Genomic DNA, 15,925 nt, shown 5'->3' with positions numbered 1-15,925 from the left:
TCCTACGATGGGGCTGGTTACAACACCCCACGCAGATAAGGCAGTTGCCATGGTCGAGGACGTTACCGAGGTGGACCAGTCGAAGCCGAGCATCGCCCGGGTCTATGACTACCTGCTCGGTGGCAAGGACAACTACGCGGTGGACCGGGAGATCGGCGACAGGTTCATCAACGACCTGCCCGGTTCGGTCGCCATCGCGCACAGCAACCGCCAGGTCCTGGTGCGGGCGGTCCGGGACATCACGCTGCACCTGGGGGTACGGCAGTTCATCGACATGGGCAGCGGGCTGCCGACCGCGGACAACGTCCACCAGGTGGTCGGCCGCCACGCCCAGGACGCCCGGGTGGTCTACGTGGACAACGACCCCATCGTGCTCGCGCACGGCCGGGCACTGCTGGAGGAGAGCCCCAGCACCCGGGTGATCCGGGCCGACGTGCGTGACCCCCGGTCCATCCGCGAGCACCCGGACACCGCGGCGCTGATCGACTTCGACCGGCCGGTGGCGGTGGTGCTCAGCGCCATCCTGCACCACATCAACGACGACGAGGACCCGCGCGCGGTGGTGCGCTACTGGCAAGAGCAGGTGCCATCCGGCAGCTGCTTCTTCATCAGCCACTTCCGTACCGGCCACAACCCGCAGACCAGCGAGGCGGAGCAGGTGCTGCAGGCGACGTTCGGGCGCGGCCGGTGGCGCAGCGACAAGGAGATCCACGAACTGTTCTGCGGCATGGAGATCCTGCCGCCCGGCATCGTCCCGGCGGCGCACTGGCGGCCGGATCCGCCCGACGGGGTGACGCTCGTCGGGGACGCGAACCGTGAACTGACCGTGTGGGAACAGCTGATCGTGGCGGGGCTCGCGGTCAAGCGGTGACGGCCAGCGCGGGCTGCATCCGGGCCAGCAGGCGCTGCAGCCTGGTCAGCCCCTCGGGCCGTACCGAGTAGCAGATCCGCGCGCCCTGGCGGCGGGAGGCGACCAGTCCGGCCTCCCGCAGCACCTTCAGGTGCTGGCTGATGGTGGATTGGGTCACGTCGAACAGTTCGGTGGACTCGCGGGCGCGGATCTCCGGTTCGGCCGCCAGCGCGCGCATGATGCCCAGCCGTACGGGGTGCCCGAGCGCCCGCAGCATCGCCACTTCCGCGAAGTCATCCGCAGTCCGCATCACATGTGACACGGTATCAGGCCACGTCCACACAGCGGGTCGCCGAACAGCCAACCGGCCCTGGCGCAACGGGAGTTAGACTCAGTGCGTCGTCCAATCTGCTGCCCAAAGGGAGGTGCGGATGTCCGGCAGCCGGGACCGAGCGGCAGGGCCGGCCACCGGGCGGCAGCTGCGGCGGATGCGCGCCGCGTGCGAGGCTCTCCTGGACAGCCTGTCAGTGCCCGACGGCTGCGACATCCGGCAGCTGTGTGAGCACCTCGGCGCACGCCGCGGCCGCCCGATCCAGCTGCTGCCGATCGAGCTGCGTAGCCCCGGTCTGTATGGGCTGTGGCTGGCCACCGACGTGATGGACCTGGTCGTCTACGAGGCGCACACCAGCAGACCGCACCGGGAGCACATCATCGCCCACGAGCTGTCCCACATGATCTGCGGGCACCACAGCGGCGGAACGATGGACGACGGGATGGCCGGACACCTCTTCCCGGACATCGACCCGGAGGTGGTGCGCGGCATGCTGCGCCGCTCCGGCTACTCCGACCACGACGAGCAGGAAGCCGAGACGATGGCTTCGCTGATCCTCACCCGCTACCGGCGGCACACAGCGGAGCCCGCTCCCAGCACGCCGCTGGAACAGGCCGAGGCCATCGCCCGCATCGAGAGGGTCGTGGGCCGCCCCGGGATCGGCCGCGACGGCCGGGCCTGACGCATGGCGTACCAGATTCTCTCCTGGGCCTGCGCCATCGCGGGGCTGGCGGCGTTCTGCTACAAGCTGCCCGCCCTGTCGCGCAGCCGCCGGAACCCGGCGATGATCGCGCTGTGCGGGTACTTCCTGTGCTCCGGGCTCAGCTTCCTGGTGGACCTGGACGCGATCCGCGAGCACATCTGCCGGTTCCTCTCCTATCCCAACATCACCACGATCATGGTGCAGGCCGCCGTGGTGGTGCTGACCGCGGCCCAGCAGGTGGTGCTCATCCACTGGTCGCACCCGCCGGACGAGGCGCGCCGCGGGACCCGGCGCAGACTGCTGGGTTTCGGCATCGCGCTGACCGTGCTGCTGATCATGTTCTACCTGGTGGACCCCAGTCGGCATCCGGCCAGCGCGCGGACCTCGGTCCTGCTCAACATGAGCAATCCGTACTACGCCGCCTATCTGTGCTGCTACCTCGGCGTGTGCACGGTCGGCCAGCTCTCCGCGTGCCGGCTGTCGCTGCGGTACGCCAGGATCGCCAACCGGCAGTGGCTGCGGCTGGGCATGTGGTCGGTCACCGCCGGGGCGACGCTGGTCCTGCTGTACTGCGCCGTACGGTACGCCGAGATCGCGGCCACCCGGCTGGGCTTCGACACCGGGTCGTGGGACTCGCTGTACTGGTTCACCGGGGACATCGGCTCGCTGCTGCAACTTTTCGGGTGGACGGTGCCGTCCTGGGGTCCCCGCCTGTCGGCCGCCGCCCGCTGGCTGCGCAGCTACCGCGCCTACCGGCGGCTGCGGCCGCTGTGGTGGGCGCTGTACCGCTCGGTGCCCACCATCGCGCTGGACCCTCCGCCGTCCCGGCTGCTGGACCGGCTGCCGCCGCGCGACCTGGAGTACCGGCTCTACCGCCGGGTCATCGAGATCAGGGACGCCCAGCTTGCGCTGCGCCCCTACCTGGCCCCGTCCGGCGCCGCCGCGGACGAGCCGTCCAGCGCCGCCGACGAGGCGCTACGCCTCAAGGCGGCGCTACGGGCCAGGTCGCAGAACGCGCAGGCGCCCGGCGCGCCAGCGGTGGCGTTCCCCGGCGCCCGCGACGAGGATTTCGGCAAGGAGATCGCCTATCTGACCCGGGTCGCCGACAGCTTCCGCAAGGCCCCGTACCGCTGAACCCGGTTGGAGGAGGAGTACATGGAAGGCCGGGGTCCCGGCTGCCGTGCGTGCGTCATCGCGACGACCCAGCGGTTGCTCACCCTCGACCGGCAGGTGGGCGCCCGGGCCGCCGCACGGGCCGCCGCGCTCGCCGCAAGGCGGCCGTACCAGCCGCTCACCGACCGCGAACTGTGCGCGGCTGTGGCCGAGTTGCTGGAGGTGGCGGGCTGGATCCTGTTCGACGCCGAGCGGCAGGCCCTCGCCCACCGGCTCAACCAGCGGGCGCTGGCGCTGGCCCGCTGCTGCGCGGACCGCGCCACGGAGCGGCTGGTGCTGGCCAATCTGAGCATGCAGCAGGCGCACATCGGCCACCCGCGCGCCTCATACGACACGGCCGCCCTCGGCTTGGCAGGCGGGCCCACCGCCCGGGTCGGCACGGTCTTCGCCGTACGGCAGGCGCGCGCGCTGGCCATGACCGGCCAGCGGGCCGCCGCGCTGAGGGCGTTCGACCTGGCGAACAGCCTGTTTCTGGACGGCCTGTCCGACCGGGACCCGCGCTGGGCCTGGTGGGTGGACCAGGAGGAGCTCGACGGCCACCGCGGCATCACCCTCGCCGCGCTCGGTGAGTGGGACAAGGCGATCGAGCTGCTGGAGGCCGTCAGCCAGGACGGCGGTGCCAACTCCCCGGCGTACCGGGTGCTGTTCAGCACCGAGTTGCTCTCGGCGCTGGTGGGTGCCGGTGCCTGGCGGCAGGCCGGACAAGTGGCGGAACGGCTGATGCCGTACGCGAACGGGATCGGTTCCGGCCGGGCGGTCAGCTCACTGCGGCGCACGATCCGCGCGGTCGTCTCCCGCACCGGCACTCCCGTCGCGCTGCGGGACGCCGCACACCAGCTCGCCGTACTGCTGCCGCCCAATCCCCCGGAACCGAGCTGAAGGGACCGCCGCGTTGTACGTCTCCAAGCCGTATCTGCTCCTCACCGCGCTCACCGCGATGGTGACCGCGCTACTGGTGGTGGTCGTCGCGGTGCCCGTGGTCCATGCCGACCTGTCGGCACAGTGCGCGCCGGTGGCCGGTACGCAGCGCGGCGACGCGTACATCGACACCCGGCTGTTCTTCGGCACCGGGCGGCACAACGGTCAACCGCCCGTCACCGACCAGCAGTTCCTCGCCTTCGTCGCGCAGCAGGTCACCCCGCGCTTCAGGTCGGGCCTGACCATCGAGAAGGGCCGGGGCCAGTGGCGGGACCGGTCCGGCAGCGTCAACCGCGAGCGCTCCTACGAGTTGATCCTGCTCTATCCGGCGTCCCAGGCGCGCGCCCGGGACGCGGACATAGAGCGGATCCGCGACGCCTACAAGCGCGCCTACGGCATGGAGTCCGTCGGCCGGGCCGACGAGGCGGCCCGCGTCAACTTCTAGGGGGGGGCGGTGGCGTCAGGTCAGGCCCGCGTCGCGCGCCACGTAGTCGGCGATGTCCGCGTGGGTGGCGTACCACACGTCCCCCCGGTCGTGGATGTAGTCCAGCAGTTCCTCAAGGACGACGAGCCGGGAGCGGTGCCCGATCACATGCGGATGCAGGGTGAGTTGGAACAGCCCGCCCTGCGCGTACGCCCCGTCGAACTCGTCCCGCCACAGCCGTCCGACATCCCGGGGCACCGCACCCGGGTGCGCTGCGGGCCCGGGGTGCCGGGGGAAGTACGGGGCGTCGTCGCGTATCCACTCCACCGGGATCTCCACCATGCCGGTGGGCTGGCCGTCCGCGACGATCTCGTACGGCTCGTCGTCCGCCATCAGTGAGGAGTCGTAGCGCAGCCCCAGCTCCCGGCTGATCGCCAGGGTGTGCTCACCGAACTCCCAGGAGGGGGTGCGGATGCCCACCGGCCGCTTGCCGCAGACGCGCTCCAGGGTGTCGGCGCTGCGGCCCGCCAGTTCCCGTTCGGTGTCGGGGCGCAGCGCGGTGTTGCGTTCGTGGATCCAGCCGTGGATGCCGACCTCGTGGCCCGCCTCGACGTAGCCGCGCGCCTCGTCGGGGCGGAGCAGGGCCATGACCGCGGGCACGAAGAACGTGGCCGGGATGGACCGCCGCTCCAGCAGCTTCATGATCTTCGGGACCGCGACCCTGGCCCCGTACTCGCCCTGGGAGAGCCTGCCGGGGCCGGTCTGCCGGTCGCGCAGCGGGATCGACTCGTGGTCGGCGTCGAAGGACAGCGCCACCGCCGCCCGCGCGCCGCCGGGCCAGCGCTGCGGTGCCAGGCTCCGCCCGGCCCGTACCCGCTCGACGTGCGCCCGCCAGACGGTCTCGCTCCACTGCCAGGGTTCATCCGGTCCGTCCGCGCTCCGTGGCTCGGGCTGCGTCATGGGAACTCCCCTCCTGATGGAAGTTCCTACGCTAATCAGCGGTCACCGGCTGTCAGCGCGGGATTTCCGCCATACCGTCCGGTGCGCTCGCGCCCTCGGCGAGGTGCCTCCGGCCCGAGCGCACCGCCCAGCGGAACACGCCGAGGCTGAAGGCGGCGACCGTCACGGAGTCGTAGGGCTCGGGCAGCGCGCCGGTGCCGCCGAAGCCGCCGAGCGCGGAGCAGGCCAGCAGGCCCAGCAGCCAGGCGGGCAGCCAACCGCCCTTGCGCAGTTCCCTCAGCAGTACCGCGGTCGGCTCCCGCCGCCGTACCCACCAGAACAGCGGTACCCCCAGCAGCGCCAGCGGCAGCGTGACCCGCAGCCGGTACCAGCTGGACCAGTACACGAACAGCGTGGCCACCACGAAGCTGACCGGCGCGATCCACCGCACCCCCGGCACCCGCCCGCGGCCCGCCACCCGCAGGGTGTACGCGGCCACCGCGGAGGTGGCGTACCCCAGCAGGAACAGGTTGCCGACGGTACTGACCACGTCCTGCCAGCCGCCGAACGGCAGCAGGAACAGCAATGTCACCGCCAGGTTCAGCGCCAGCCCCCGGCGTGGGATGCCGGAACCGGCGTGCACCCGCAGGAACCAGTGCGGCAGCATCCGGTTCTTCGCCAGCGCGTAGGTCCGCCGGGCGTGCGCGGCCACACCGACGAACGCCCCGCCAGCGGGTGAGACCACGGCGTCGGTGTAGAGCAGGAAGGCGAGCCAGTGCAGGTTGAGCAGCAGCGCCAGCTGGCCGAAAGGCGAGTCGAAGCTGACCCCGCGCCAGCCGTGGGCCAGCGCCCGTTCCGGCATCGCGCACAAATAGGCCAACTGCAGTCCGACGTAGAGCAGTACCGCGAGCCCGATCGCGGTCAGCACCGCGCGCGGTACGTCCCGCCGGGGGTCGCGGGCCTCGCCGGAGAACTCCACGGGCGCCTGGAAGCCGTTCACCGAGTAGACGACGCCGCCCATCGACAGCGCGGTCAGCCCGGCCGACCAGCCGTAGGGGGCGAAGCCGCCGTGCTCGGTGAGCCGGTGCGGATGGAAACCGGAGGCCAGCAGCAGGACGACGGTGAGCGCGGGCACGGCCAGCTTGAGCACCGAGACCAGCAGATTGACCCGGGCGAACAGCCGCACACCGAACCAGTTGAGCGCACCGAGCGAGACGATGACGGCCGCCGCCAGCGCCATCCCGGCCCAGCTGAGCCGGGCGCCGTGGTAGAGCCAGGGCAGCCAGTGCGAGACGTACCGCAGGATCGCCGTCACCTCGGCGGCGTGCGCTCCCACCGACAGCAGCACCGCCCAGCTGATCACGCCCGCCACCAGTGGCCCGTTGGCGTACAGCGGCCAGCGCACCGTACCCCCGGCCTCCGGACGGCTGGCCGCCAGCTCGACCATCACCAGCGCGACCAGCCCGGCCAGCACACCGGCCGCCACCCAGCACAGCAGGGACAGCGGACCGGCGATCCGCGCGGCGTACATCGCGCCGAACAGCCAACCCGAGCCGACGATGTCGCTGAAGCCGATCGCGCCCAGCCCCCAGCAGCCCAGACGGCGGCGGAGCTTGCGCTCCTCGACCCTGACGTCCTGCGCGGCACCAGGGACCAGGGTGCGCGCGGCGTTCACCGCGCGAGGTGGCGGCGTGTGCTCCAGCGGCGGTTGCGACACCAGCGATGGGTACCACCGCGCGCGGGGAGAACCACGCACCGTGACCGTGCTTCACCGGCCCGCAGCAGCGATCGGGCTCGCCCGGCCCGCCGAGGGGGTGACGCACGGCCGATTCGCTTCCCCGCCGCATGGTGCCGGGGGGCTCCGGTTGCTACCTTCCCCCCGCTGGGGCCGCTTCCTACCGGACGACGGAGGGGCATGGTGGAGACCGCGTCGAGACCGCCGGGACCGGAGCGGGGGCTGTTCTCACTGGCCGACCTGGAGCCGGGCGCCGTGCTTCGGCTGGCCCGCAGGTCAACGGAGCTGTTCGACGACCGGGAGGCGCACGACCGGCCGCTGTGCGACCAGGTCGTCGGCACGCTGTTCACCGGTGGCTCCACCCGCACCCGTACCGCCTTCACGGTCGGCACGCTGCGGCTGGGCGGCACACCGGTGTCGTACGAGCCGTCCGACGGGGAACCGCTGCCGGACACCGGGCGGGCGCTCGGCTGCATGCTGGACGCCCTGGTGGCCCACACAACCGGGCCGCTGACCGAGCTGCGGGTGCTGTCCCGGTACGGGCAGCTGCCCACCGTCAACGCCATGGCCGCCGAGGAGCACCCCACCCAGGGCATCTGCGACCTGGCCACCCTGCTGCTGCGCTTCGGTGACCTGTCCGGGCTGCAGCTGCTCTACGTGGGCGAGGGCAACAGCACCGCCGTCGCCCTGGCCCATGGGCTGAGCGCGGTACCGGGCGCCCGGGTCAGCTTCGTCTGCCCGCGGGAACGCCGCCTGCCCGACGGGGAGCTGGCGCGCGCCGCCCGCCGGGCGGCCGCCACGGGTGCGCGCCTGGACCAGGTGGCCGACCCGGGCCGCCTGCCGCGCGAGGTGGACGTCGTCTACACGACACGCTGGTGCGGGGCCGGTACGCCCGAGCGCGCGTTCCAGGTGAATCAGGCGTTCGTCAACCGCTGGCCGGACGCGTGGTTCATGCACGACCTGCCCGCCCGACGCGGCGACGAGGTCTCCGCGGCCGTGCTGGACGGCCCGCGGTCGCTGGCCTGGACGCAGGCGGCGATGAAGCTGCCTAGCGCGATGGCCGTCCTGGAGTGGGTGACCACGGGCCGGTGAGGCGTGACGGCCCCGTTGTACCGCGGGCTGCCCCGCACATGCGTGGAGCCCGGCCGGAAGGACCGGCCGGGCTCCACGTGTCGGAGACGGGAAGGCTCAGTGGCCGCCCTCGTCCACCACGGTCACCGATTCGATGTTCTCCTGGATCTCGTCGGTGGGCAGTGCGGTGGCACGCGCCCAGTAGTAGATGCCCAGCGAGAACACGCTGATGAGCGCGATGTCCCACCACAGCGGGATGGCACCGGTTCCGTTGCCGAAGCCGCCCTGCCAGGAGATCACACCGACGCCGATCAGGTAGACCGGCAGCCACTGCGCCGACTTCCAGTTCAGGATCGGGGCGTTCGGCAGACCCTTGCGGTTGGCGTACAGCGCGTACGAACCGAGCAGGACGTAACCGAGGATGATGGCCACACCCAGCCGCCACAGCGTGTCCCAGCCGGACCAGTAGATGATCAGGGTGGCGATCACGAAGGACACCGGCGAGATGATGCCACCGACGGGCAGCCGGTACGGCCGCTCGCGGTCCGGCAGCCGAAGCCGCAGCGCGCCGAAGGCGAGCGGGGCACCCGCGTACATCAGGACACTGGCCGAGCTGATGAAGCTGACCAGCTGCTGCCAGCTCGGGAACGGCAGGAAGCAGATCACGCCGGTCACGAAGGCCATGATCAGGCCGAACCACGGAACGCTACGGGCGTTGGTGCGCTCGAACAGCTGGGGAGCGTAGCCGTTCTTGCTCAGGCCGTAGGAGATGCGCGACGTGGAGGTGGCGTAGATGAGGCCGGTACCGCCAGGGGAGATGACCGCGTCCAGGTAGAGCACCCAGGCCAGCCAGCCGAGTCCGATGACGGTCGCCAGACCGGCGAACGGGCCGCTGATCCCCGCGTAGTCGAGCTTGGCCCAGCCGTGGGCGAACGAGCTGCCGGGCAGCGCGCCGATGTAGACGATCTGCAGCGCCAGGTAGATGCCCGCACCGATGAAGACCGAGCCGATCGTGGCGCGCGGGATGTCCCGCTTGGGGTTCTTGCTCTCACCGGAGATCTGGATCGCCTGCTCGAAGCCGAGCAGCGCGAAGATGATGCCGCTGGTGCTGATCGCGCCGAGGACGCCCTTGGCGCCGAACGGTGCGAAACCGTGCGAGGTGAAGTTGCCGCCGTGGAAGTGGGTGGCCGCCAGCACGAAGATCGTGAGCAGCGGAACAGCCACCTTCCACCAGGTGGCGGCGCTGTTGGTGTGCGCCAGCAGGCGGACACCGAGGAAGTTGACCGCGACGAAGACGGCCATCAGGACCACCGCGACGATGAAGCCGCTCACCGTCAGGGTCTGGTCCTTGTTCAGGAAGCCCTGCGCCCAGGACCAGTGGCCCGCGTAGCCGATCATCGCCTCGACCTCGATCGGGGCGACGGTGGCGGCCTGCAGCCACGAGAACCAGCCGAAGGACATACCGGCCAGTCCGCCGAAGGCGTAGTGCGGGTAGCGAGCGGTACCGCCCGCCACCGGGAAGAGACCGCCGAGCTCCGCATGGACCAGGGCAAGCAGCACGATCGCTATCGCGCCGATGGTCCACGAGATGACGGCGGCCGGGCCGGCCACGACTACGGCCTTCTGGGCGCCGTACAACCATCCGGAACCGATGATGGAACCGACAGACGCCCAGAGCAGTCCGATCAGGCCTACGTCGCGACGGAGCTTGCTGGGGTCTCGAGCCGTCTGCGGGGCGAACTTGTCCACACTGACCATGAGGGGCCTCTCCATTTAATGGCAGAGCTTGCTGAGAAGAGTTGCCTCAGAGTAGGGAGCGTTCATACATCCGCAAAGAGCCGACGATGAATAGTTATCTTCCAGAGATAATTTCCATCCGCTCGGTACGTTTCCTCAGGCAGACTGCTCTCAGCTGCCCCTCAGGCCCCTGGCAAAGAAATGGTCAAGGTCCTGGTCGCGCCGGGGGAAGGCCCGCAGCCGCTATTACCCGCCAGTCACCGGCGGAATGACTTGAGCGTAATTTGAGCCTTCTGGCGCGGCCTTTCCCGCGCCGTTTCCCGGCGGGCACGCGTTGCGGTCACTCCTCGTCGCTGTCGTACGGCTGGAGCCAGCGGGCCTTGTACAGGCTCGCCCCGGCGGTGTCCTGGTGGCCGTCGGGCGAGTGGAAGTCGATGGTGGACGTGCACCACTGACAGGGGTTGCCCGACTGCGGGGTCACGGTGAGCACCCGGCCGGTCGCCGGGTCGTCGCCGACGCTCTTGACCCCCGCGCGGTCGATCCCGGCCTGACCCGGGTATCCGACGAAGGCGTCCTCGGAGATGGAGTACTGGCGCACATGGTGGGTGGTGGAGACCCACAGCCGGTTGCGGTCCCTCGCCACCGCGGCCAGGTCATGGCCGCCGGTGTCGGGCAGGTTGACGGTCACCCCGGTCGACACCTCGGGTTCGCCGTCACCGCCGTCCAGCTTCAGGCCGACCAACTGGGCCTCCCCCAGGGCCCACAGCGTGTCGTTGGCGTCGTCCCACTGCACGCCGTGCGCCCCGGGCAGGTTGTACTGCGCGTACCGCGCGGAACCCTGGGAAGCGGCATAGATCCGCACGAACCCTCCGGTGCTCGCCGCGACCGCCACGTTGCCGCCCGGCAGCAGTTCCAGGCTGTGCGCGTTGCCGCCGCACACGGTGGCCCAGGCGACCTTGCCGTGCGGGTACGACACCACCGCGACCAACCCGGCCGACGCACAGGTCAGCAGCCACTGCCTGCCGTCCACCACCCGGTGCTTGGCCTCGCTCACGTTGCGCCAACTGCGTTGCGGATTCAGGGCGTTGAGGCTCCCGTCGTCGGCCGGGGACCAGGACCACAGCGCCGCCCTGGCGGCGGCGCGCTGGGCGGCGCGGGTGCCGTGCGCCGCCCAGGACTCGTCGTCGGGGTCGAGGACCAGCACCCGCTCGCTGGCCTGGTCCGCGGCGAGCAGCAGGCTGCGGGTCCTGGCCGACGCCCTGGTCCGGGTGCCCGGCCGGGTGCCGGGCCGGGCGGCGAGCGCCGACGCGGGCGCGGCGCCGGTGGTCAGGGCCACCGCCATCATGCCCAGCACGGCGCGCCGGGACCGTACGGCCCGGGCGCTCACCACCGCGCTCCGATCGCCGCGCGTGCCGTGCCGACTCGGGTACCGCGGGTCAGTAGTACGAACGCATCCATTGGGCCATTGGAGCCCGGCGCGCCGCGCGCCCCCGGGGTTACACGCCCCGGCTCCCTCCAACGGAGGACGCATCTCTCCCCCGGTTCACCGCACCGGCGGCCCGGCCGGGACCGGGCCGCCGCGCCGGTCAGCGGAACCGGTACCGATGGTGGTGGCGGTGGCGCCAGTACCGGTAGTGGTAGCGCCAGCGGAACCAGTGGCGGTGATGCCCGTGGAACCGGTGCCGGTGCCGCAGGAAGCCGTAGTGGTAGGTGCGGCGCCAGTAGCTACGGCTGACGCGGCTGCCGTAGTCGGGTACCGCGGCATGTCCCGAGCAGCCCGGCCAGGCGCTCAGCCCTTGGTGGGACAGGACCCTGCTGGCGACCTCGATCTGCTGTGAGCGGCTGGCCTGGTCGGCGCGCGGAGCGTAGGCGCCGCCGCCGTAGGCGCGCCAGGTGTGCCCGCTGAACTGCAGACCGCCGTAGTAGCCGTTCCCGGAGTTTATGTGCCAGTTGCCGCTGGCTTCACATTGCGCGAGATGGTCCCATGAACTCGCGGCGTCCATACGGGAAGCCGCTGCTGCGGGAGTGCCCACCGCGCCCGCCGCCACCGCGGCGGCGAGCCCGTACGCGAGAAACCTTGCCTGCATGCCGTGCTGCCTCCTGAAACGGACCAGGGAATTCTCCCCGGCGGGCCCACTGGCAGTGGTGGCCTTGGCCGTTTACTGCCATGACAACACCGGTAAGCGATTGCCCGGCAATTGGCAAGGCGTCAGATTCCATGCGCGTCGCGGCCGTTCCGGTTGTTCTCCACCGACATCGCACAGCCGCTTGGCGGAAAGCGCCGGGCGTGTTCTCCGGTACCGTTTCCCGGGCGTGGCGACGTATTTCCGGCCGGAAGACCTGCCGAATGGGCGGCACCCCGTTCGGGCGTCCACCGCCGAACTGGCGTTCCCTTTTCGGCGACTTCGGCGGGTGGCGGCGAATTCGCCCGCCTGGCGTCAGTCGCGGTGCCGGGCGGCGGCGCGCAGCGCGCCGCGCATCTCCCAGTGGCGGCGTTCCGCGGTGGCCTGGCGCATCAGGGGGTGCTGGTTGAGGGCGTGCGCGGCCTGCCGGTAGGCCTCCCAGCGTTCGTCCCATGCCTGGCGCTGCCGCGGTGACCAGTTCGACGGTGACCCCACATCGGGACCACCCAGCGCCGCCAGGGCCGCGTCCGCGGCGCGCTGCAGGGCGATCAGGTCGTCGGGGAGTTCGATCGCGTTGGTCATGTGGCGATCGTAAGGGCCTTGTGTGATGGGAATGTGACGAGCGGACGTCGTTCAGGGCTGACCCCGCATGTGCGGGACCAGCCCTGAACGGTGGGCGCTCCTGGCGCGTCAGCGCACGGTGACGGTGACCGGCGACGACGCGGTCGTGCCGTCGAGGACGCGCAGTATCTGCCTGCCTCTGATGCTGAGCGGGGTGGTCAGACTGTAGACGCCGCCCCTCCGCAGGGCGGTGCTGGCGGGCAGCGAGCTCCACCTGCTGCCGATGCGGCGCTGCAGTTGGACCCTGCTGCCGATCGCCAGGCCCGTGCCCTGGCCGGCGGCGGTGATCCGCTGCCCGGACCGCAGGGAGGAGGGCCTGACGCGGAAGGTGATGGACGACTTGGCTGGCGCGCGGTGGGGTACCGGACGAGGCGCCGGGTGGACGGTGTTCGGTGCGGCGAAGGCGGTCGCGGTGCCGCCGGTCAGCAGGGCGGCGGACAGCGCCGCGGCAACGCCGAGGCGGGCGGAGCGGGACTTCGTGGATATCACTGGGTTTCTCCCTTCGTCACGAAGTGCACCTACCGCGAGAAGTAAGTGCACTTACTGCGAATGAGTCCGCCATGTCACACTATCGGGCTACCCTCGAACCCGCCACATTTGCTGACTTGTCAGCAATTCTCCCCCAACTTCACCCGGTTGGCGCCGTTGGAGTGGCGTTCAGCCGACGGCCGGTAAAGAGTCCGGTCAAGGGCCTCGGCCCCGCCGGGACGCCCAGGAAACCGCCCAGGCCTCCGTAGACGTGGGACGGGCCGCGAAACTCAAGGGAAGTGATCCGGTGCTGTCATCACCCTCCCGACCACGGCGCGGTGTTCTCGCGGCGGTGATGGCCGTGCTGCTGTTGGTGGCGCCCGCCTGTTCCAGCAAGAGCAAGCAAACCTCCGCCGCGCCCTCCGCCTCCAGTTCGGCGGAGAAAGTCCGGTTCGCCAAGACGAAGTTCGTGACCAACGCCAGTCTGGCGTCCGGTGCCGTGTACCAGTGGATTTACAAGCCGTACAAGGCGGGCACCTTCAAGAAAGGCGCCAACCGACGCACCTCCGCCCTGGTAAAGGGCGGTCTGGCCGCCACCTTCGCCTATAACCGCTACAAGGCGGCGATCCGCGACGCGAAGGGCGATCCGCTGCTGTCCAAAGCGGTCGCGCCGCTCACCGGAGGCGTCGACAAGCTCAAGGAACTGGGGTCGAAGATCAGGAGCGGAAACGCCACCGATTCCGACTTCAACCAGATCCAGAACACCGTCAACGGTGTGAAGGGCGCCGGAAGTCAGAACGGCGCCGACGTCACCGACAAGGTGCCCTCCCAGAAGCAACTCAGCGGCGGCTCCTGACCGCCGACGGGCCAGCGCGGTAACCAGACGCCAGGGGCGGCCCCGTACAGGTCGAATCCTGTCCTAGACGCACGGCACCCTGGGTCCATGACGACAGTGCCTTCCTCGGGAAGTTCCGGCCCGGCCCGGTTGCTCAGTCTGCTGTCCCTGCTCCAGACCCCGCGCGAGTGGCCGGGCAGTGAGCTGGCCGAACGGCTGGGCGTCAGCGCGCGGACCATCCGCCGGGACATCGAGCGGCTGCGCGAGCTGGGCTATCCGGTCGAGGCGACGAAGGGCGCGGTGGGCGGCTACCGGCTGGTCGCGGGCAGCGCCATGCCGCCGCTGCTGCTGGACGACGAGGAGGCCGTGGCGATCGCCGTGGGCCTGCGCACCGCGGCCCGACATGCCGTGGAGGGCATCGAGGAGGCGTCGCTGCGGGCACTGGCCAAGCTCGAACAGGTGCTGCCGTCCCGGCTGCGGCACCGGGTGACCGCGTTGAACACCGCCACCGTCCCGCTGCTCGGCGGCGACGGGCCGACCATCAACCCCGCCGACCTGACCGTACTGGCCGCCGCGGTCGCCGCCCGGGAACGGCTGCGCTTCGGCTACCGGGCGGGCGACGGCACCGAGAGCAAGCGGCTGGTGGAACCGCACCGGCTGGTATCGGCGGGACGCCGCTGGTATCTGGTCGCGTTCGACAACGACCGCGACGACTGGCGGATCTTCCGCGTCGACCGGGTGAGCGAGCCGAGGCCGACGGGGGTGCGCACCGCACCGCGCCGCCTGCCGGAGAGCGACGCCGCCGCCTACGTCGCCCGCAAGCTGTCCGGGCTGACGCCGAGCTACCGGGCGGTGGCGACCCTCCACGCCCCGATGGAGGAGGTGGCGCGCCGACTCGGCGGCGCGGTAGGCCAGTTGGAGCGGGTCGACGAACGCAGTTGCCGACTGCGCAGCCGAGCTGACGCGTTGGAGTGGCTGGCGTTCCGACTGGCCACCCTGGGCTGCGAGTTCGAGGTGCACGAGCCGCCGCAACTGGCCGAGTACCTCAGGCAGTTGGGCGCCAGGGTCACCCGCGCCGCCGGTCCCTGACCGGGTCCGGGAGGTCGGCGGCGGCCGCCGGATCCGCCAGGTCGGCCAGTACGTCGCCCTGCTCGGTGACGCGTTCGGCGACCTGCTCCGGGGTGAAGCGCAGGTCGTCGGGGTGCTCGCAGGCGGTGACCTCGTCCCAGGTGACGGGGGCGGTGACGGCCGGGCGCGGTCTGACGCGGAGGGTGTAGGGGGCGGCGGTGGTCTTCGCCGAGGCGTTCTGCGACCAGTCGATGAACACCTTGCCGGGCCGCGCCGCCCGCGCCATCACCGCCGTCACCAGATCGGGCCGCTCCCGCTGCATCCGTACCGCGAGCGCCTTGGCGTAGTCCGACGCCCGCCGCTCCGCCGCCGGGCGCAGCGGTACGTACAGGTGCAGCCCCTTGGAGCCCGAGACCACCGGATGGGCCCGCAGGCCGTCCTCCGCCAGGAGTTGCCGCAGGTCCCCTGCGATCCGGCAGCAGAGCACCAGGTCCACGCCCTCCCCCGGATCCAGGTCGAACACCAACCGGTCATGGGCGTTCGGACCGCCCGCGGCGGTCCACTGCGGTACGTGGATCTCGTAGGCGCCGAGGTTGACCATGGCGAGCAGGGACGCGGTGGAGTCGATCACCACATAGGGCGCGGAGCCCTCCCGGCTCGCGACCTGGGTGACGGTGACCCAGTCGGGCAGGCCCGGCGGCGGGTTCTTGGCGTACCAGGTCTGGCCGTCGGGGCCGTCCGGCGCGCGCACGAAGGAGGCGGGCCGCCCGGCGCAGTGGTCCAGCATCTCGGGGGCCACCTGTACGAAGTAGTGCAGCACCGCGGCCTTGGTGGTGCCCGTCCTCGGGAAGAGGACCTTGTTCAGATGGGTGAGGATCAGCCGGTGGCCGTCGACGTCCAGGGCCTGGCGGTCCGGCGCTACGGGCATC

The 15,925-nt window shown here is 71.1% G+C and carries 17 protein-coding genes; 8 read left to right on the top strand and 9 right to left on the bottom strand.

The annotated features are described in order from the left end of the window. Positions 1-49 precede the first annotated feature (49 nt). Positions 50-871, top strand: a complete 822-nt coding sequence (locus NON19_RS01345; RefSeq protein WP_255924642.1) for an SAM-dependent methyltransferase — start codon at positions 50-52, stop codon at positions 869-871. Here NON19_RS01345 and NON19_RS01340 read toward each other — a convergent pair. Continuing rightward, complete coding sequence (locus NON19_RS01340) at positions 861-1,160, bottom strand: ArsR/SmtB family transcription factor (RefSeq protein ID WP_255925005.1); 300 nt, start codon at positions 1,158-1,160, stop codon at positions 861-863. The two genes, NON19_RS01345 and NON19_RS01340, sit on opposite strands and share 11 nt — an antisense overlap. A 121-nt stretch (positions 1,161-1,281) precedes the next feature. On the opposite strand from NON19_RS01340, the gene NON19_RS01335 reads away from it, so the two are divergent. The 4 genes from NON19_RS01335 to NON19_RS01320 are packed head-to-tail and all read left to right on the top strand — an operon-like array spanning position 1,282 to position 4,420. Continuing rightward, positions 1,282-1,863 (top strand): M48 family metalloprotease, encoded by a 582-nt coding sequence (locus NON19_RS01335; RefSeq protein ID WP_255924641.1) that lies wholly within the window; start codon positions 1,282-1,284, stop codon positions 1,861-1,863. Positions 1,864-1,866: 3 nt separating this feature from the next. Beyond that, a complete protein-coding gene (locus tag NON19_RS01330) occupies positions 1,867-3,018 on the top strand; it encodes an MAB_1171c family putative transporter (RefSeq protein ID WP_255924640.1) in 1,152 nt (383 codons plus the stop codon). Positions 3,019-3,039: 21 nt separating this feature from the next. Then, complete coding sequence (locus NON19_RS01325; protein WP_255924639.1) at positions 3,040-3,936, top strand: NsdA family TPR-like regulatory protein; 897 nt, start codon at positions 3,040-3,042, stop codon at positions 3,934-3,936. Positions 3,937-3,949: 13 nt separating this feature from the next. Next, entirely contained in the window at positions 3,950-4,420 is a 471-nt protein-coding gene (locus tag NON19_RS01320) for a DUF3574 domain-containing protein (RefSeq protein ID WP_255924638.1), read from the top strand. Positions 4,421-4,435: 15 nt separating this feature from the next. Here the strand turns inward: NON19_RS01320 and NON19_RS01315 are convergent, their stop codons facing one another. Further along, positions 4,436-5,359, bottom strand: coding sequence for a polysaccharide deacetylase family protein (locus NON19_RS01315; RefSeq protein WP_255924637.1), 924 nt, complete (start codon positions 5,357-5,359; stop codon positions 4,436-4,438). Between the two features lie 52 nt (positions 5,360-5,411). Then, positions 5,412-6,995 (bottom strand): APC family permease, encoded by a 1,584-nt coding sequence (locus NON19_RS01310; protein ID WP_255925004.1) that lies wholly within the window; start codon positions 6,993-6,995, stop codon positions 5,412-5,414. 258 nt (positions 6,996-7,253) lie between these two features. Here NON19_RS01310 and NON19_RS01305 point away from each other — a divergent pair, with 258 nt between their 5' ends. After that, a complete protein-coding gene (locus tag NON19_RS01305) occupies positions 7,254-8,165 on the top strand; it encodes an ornithine carbamoyltransferase (protein WP_255924636.1) in 912 nt (303 codons plus the stop codon). Between the two features lie 96 nt (positions 8,166-8,261). Here NON19_RS01305 and NON19_RS01300 read toward each other — a convergent pair whose 3' ends face one another. From NON19_RS01300 to NON19_RS01280, 5 genes are all read right to left on the bottom strand, one after another. After that, entirely contained in the window at positions 8,262-9,902 is a 1,641-nt protein-coding gene (locus tag NON19_RS01300; RefSeq protein ID WP_255924635.1) for an APC family permease, read from the bottom strand. A 319-nt stretch (positions 9,903-10,221) separates the two neighbouring features. Beyond that, positions 10,222-11,268: a DUF6528 family protein gene (locus NON19_RS01295; RefSeq protein WP_255924634.1), complete on the bottom strand. Its 1,047-nt coding sequence runs from the start codon at positions 11,266-11,268 to the stop codon at positions 10,222-10,224. A gap of 199 nt (positions 11,269-11,467) precedes the next feature. After that, positions 11,468-11,968, bottom strand: a complete 501-nt coding sequence (locus NON19_RS33560) for a transglycosylase family protein (protein WP_372513957.1) — start codon at positions 11,966-11,968, stop codon at positions 11,468-11,470. Between the two features lie 351 nt (positions 11,969-12,319). Beyond that, on the bottom strand, positions 12,320-12,586 hold the full coding sequence (locus tag NON19_RS01285; protein WP_255924633.1) for a hypothetical protein: 267 nt from the start codon (positions 12,584-12,586) through the stop codon (positions 12,320-12,322). Between the two features lie 108 nt (positions 12,587-12,694). Further along, the gene (locus NON19_RS01280) at positions 12,695-13,114 is read right to left on the bottom strand and encodes a hypothetical protein (protein ID WP_255924632.1); all 420 of its coding nucleotides are present in this window, start codon (positions 13,112-13,114) and stop codon (positions 12,695-12,697) included. Positions 13,115-13,448: 334 nt separating this feature from the next. Here NON19_RS01280 and NON19_RS01275 point away from each other — a divergent pair, with 334 nt between their 5' ends. After that, positions 13,449-13,949: a hypothetical protein gene (locus NON19_RS01275; RefSeq protein WP_255924631.1), complete on the top strand. Its 501-nt coding sequence runs from the start codon at positions 13,449-13,451 to the stop codon at positions 13,947-13,949. An 87-nt stretch (positions 13,950-14,036) separates the two neighbouring features. Further along, entirely contained in the window at positions 14,037-15,017 is a 981-nt protein-coding gene (locus NON19_RS01270; RefSeq protein ID WP_255924630.1) for a helix-turn-helix transcriptional regulator, read from the top strand. Here the strand turns inward: NON19_RS01270 and ligD are convergent. Continuing rightward, positions 14,995-15,924 (bottom strand): non-homologous end-joining DNA ligase, encoded by a 930-nt coding sequence (gene ligD, locus NON19_RS01265; protein WP_255924629.1) that lies wholly within the window; start codon positions 15,922-15,924, stop codon positions 14,995-14,997. The genes NON19_RS01270 and ligD overlap by 23 nt on opposite strands. Between the last annotated feature and the right edge of the window lies 1 nt (position 15,925).

The organism is Streptantibioticus rubrisoli (genome assembly GCF_024436055.1).
Classification (GTDB): Bacteria; Actinomycetota; Actinomycetes; order Streptomycetales; family Streptomycetaceae; genus Streptantibioticus_A; species Streptantibioticus_A rubrisoli.
The sequence above is the reverse complement of the archived record's forward strand: the minus strand, read 5'-3'. Positions and strand labels throughout refer to the sequence as shown.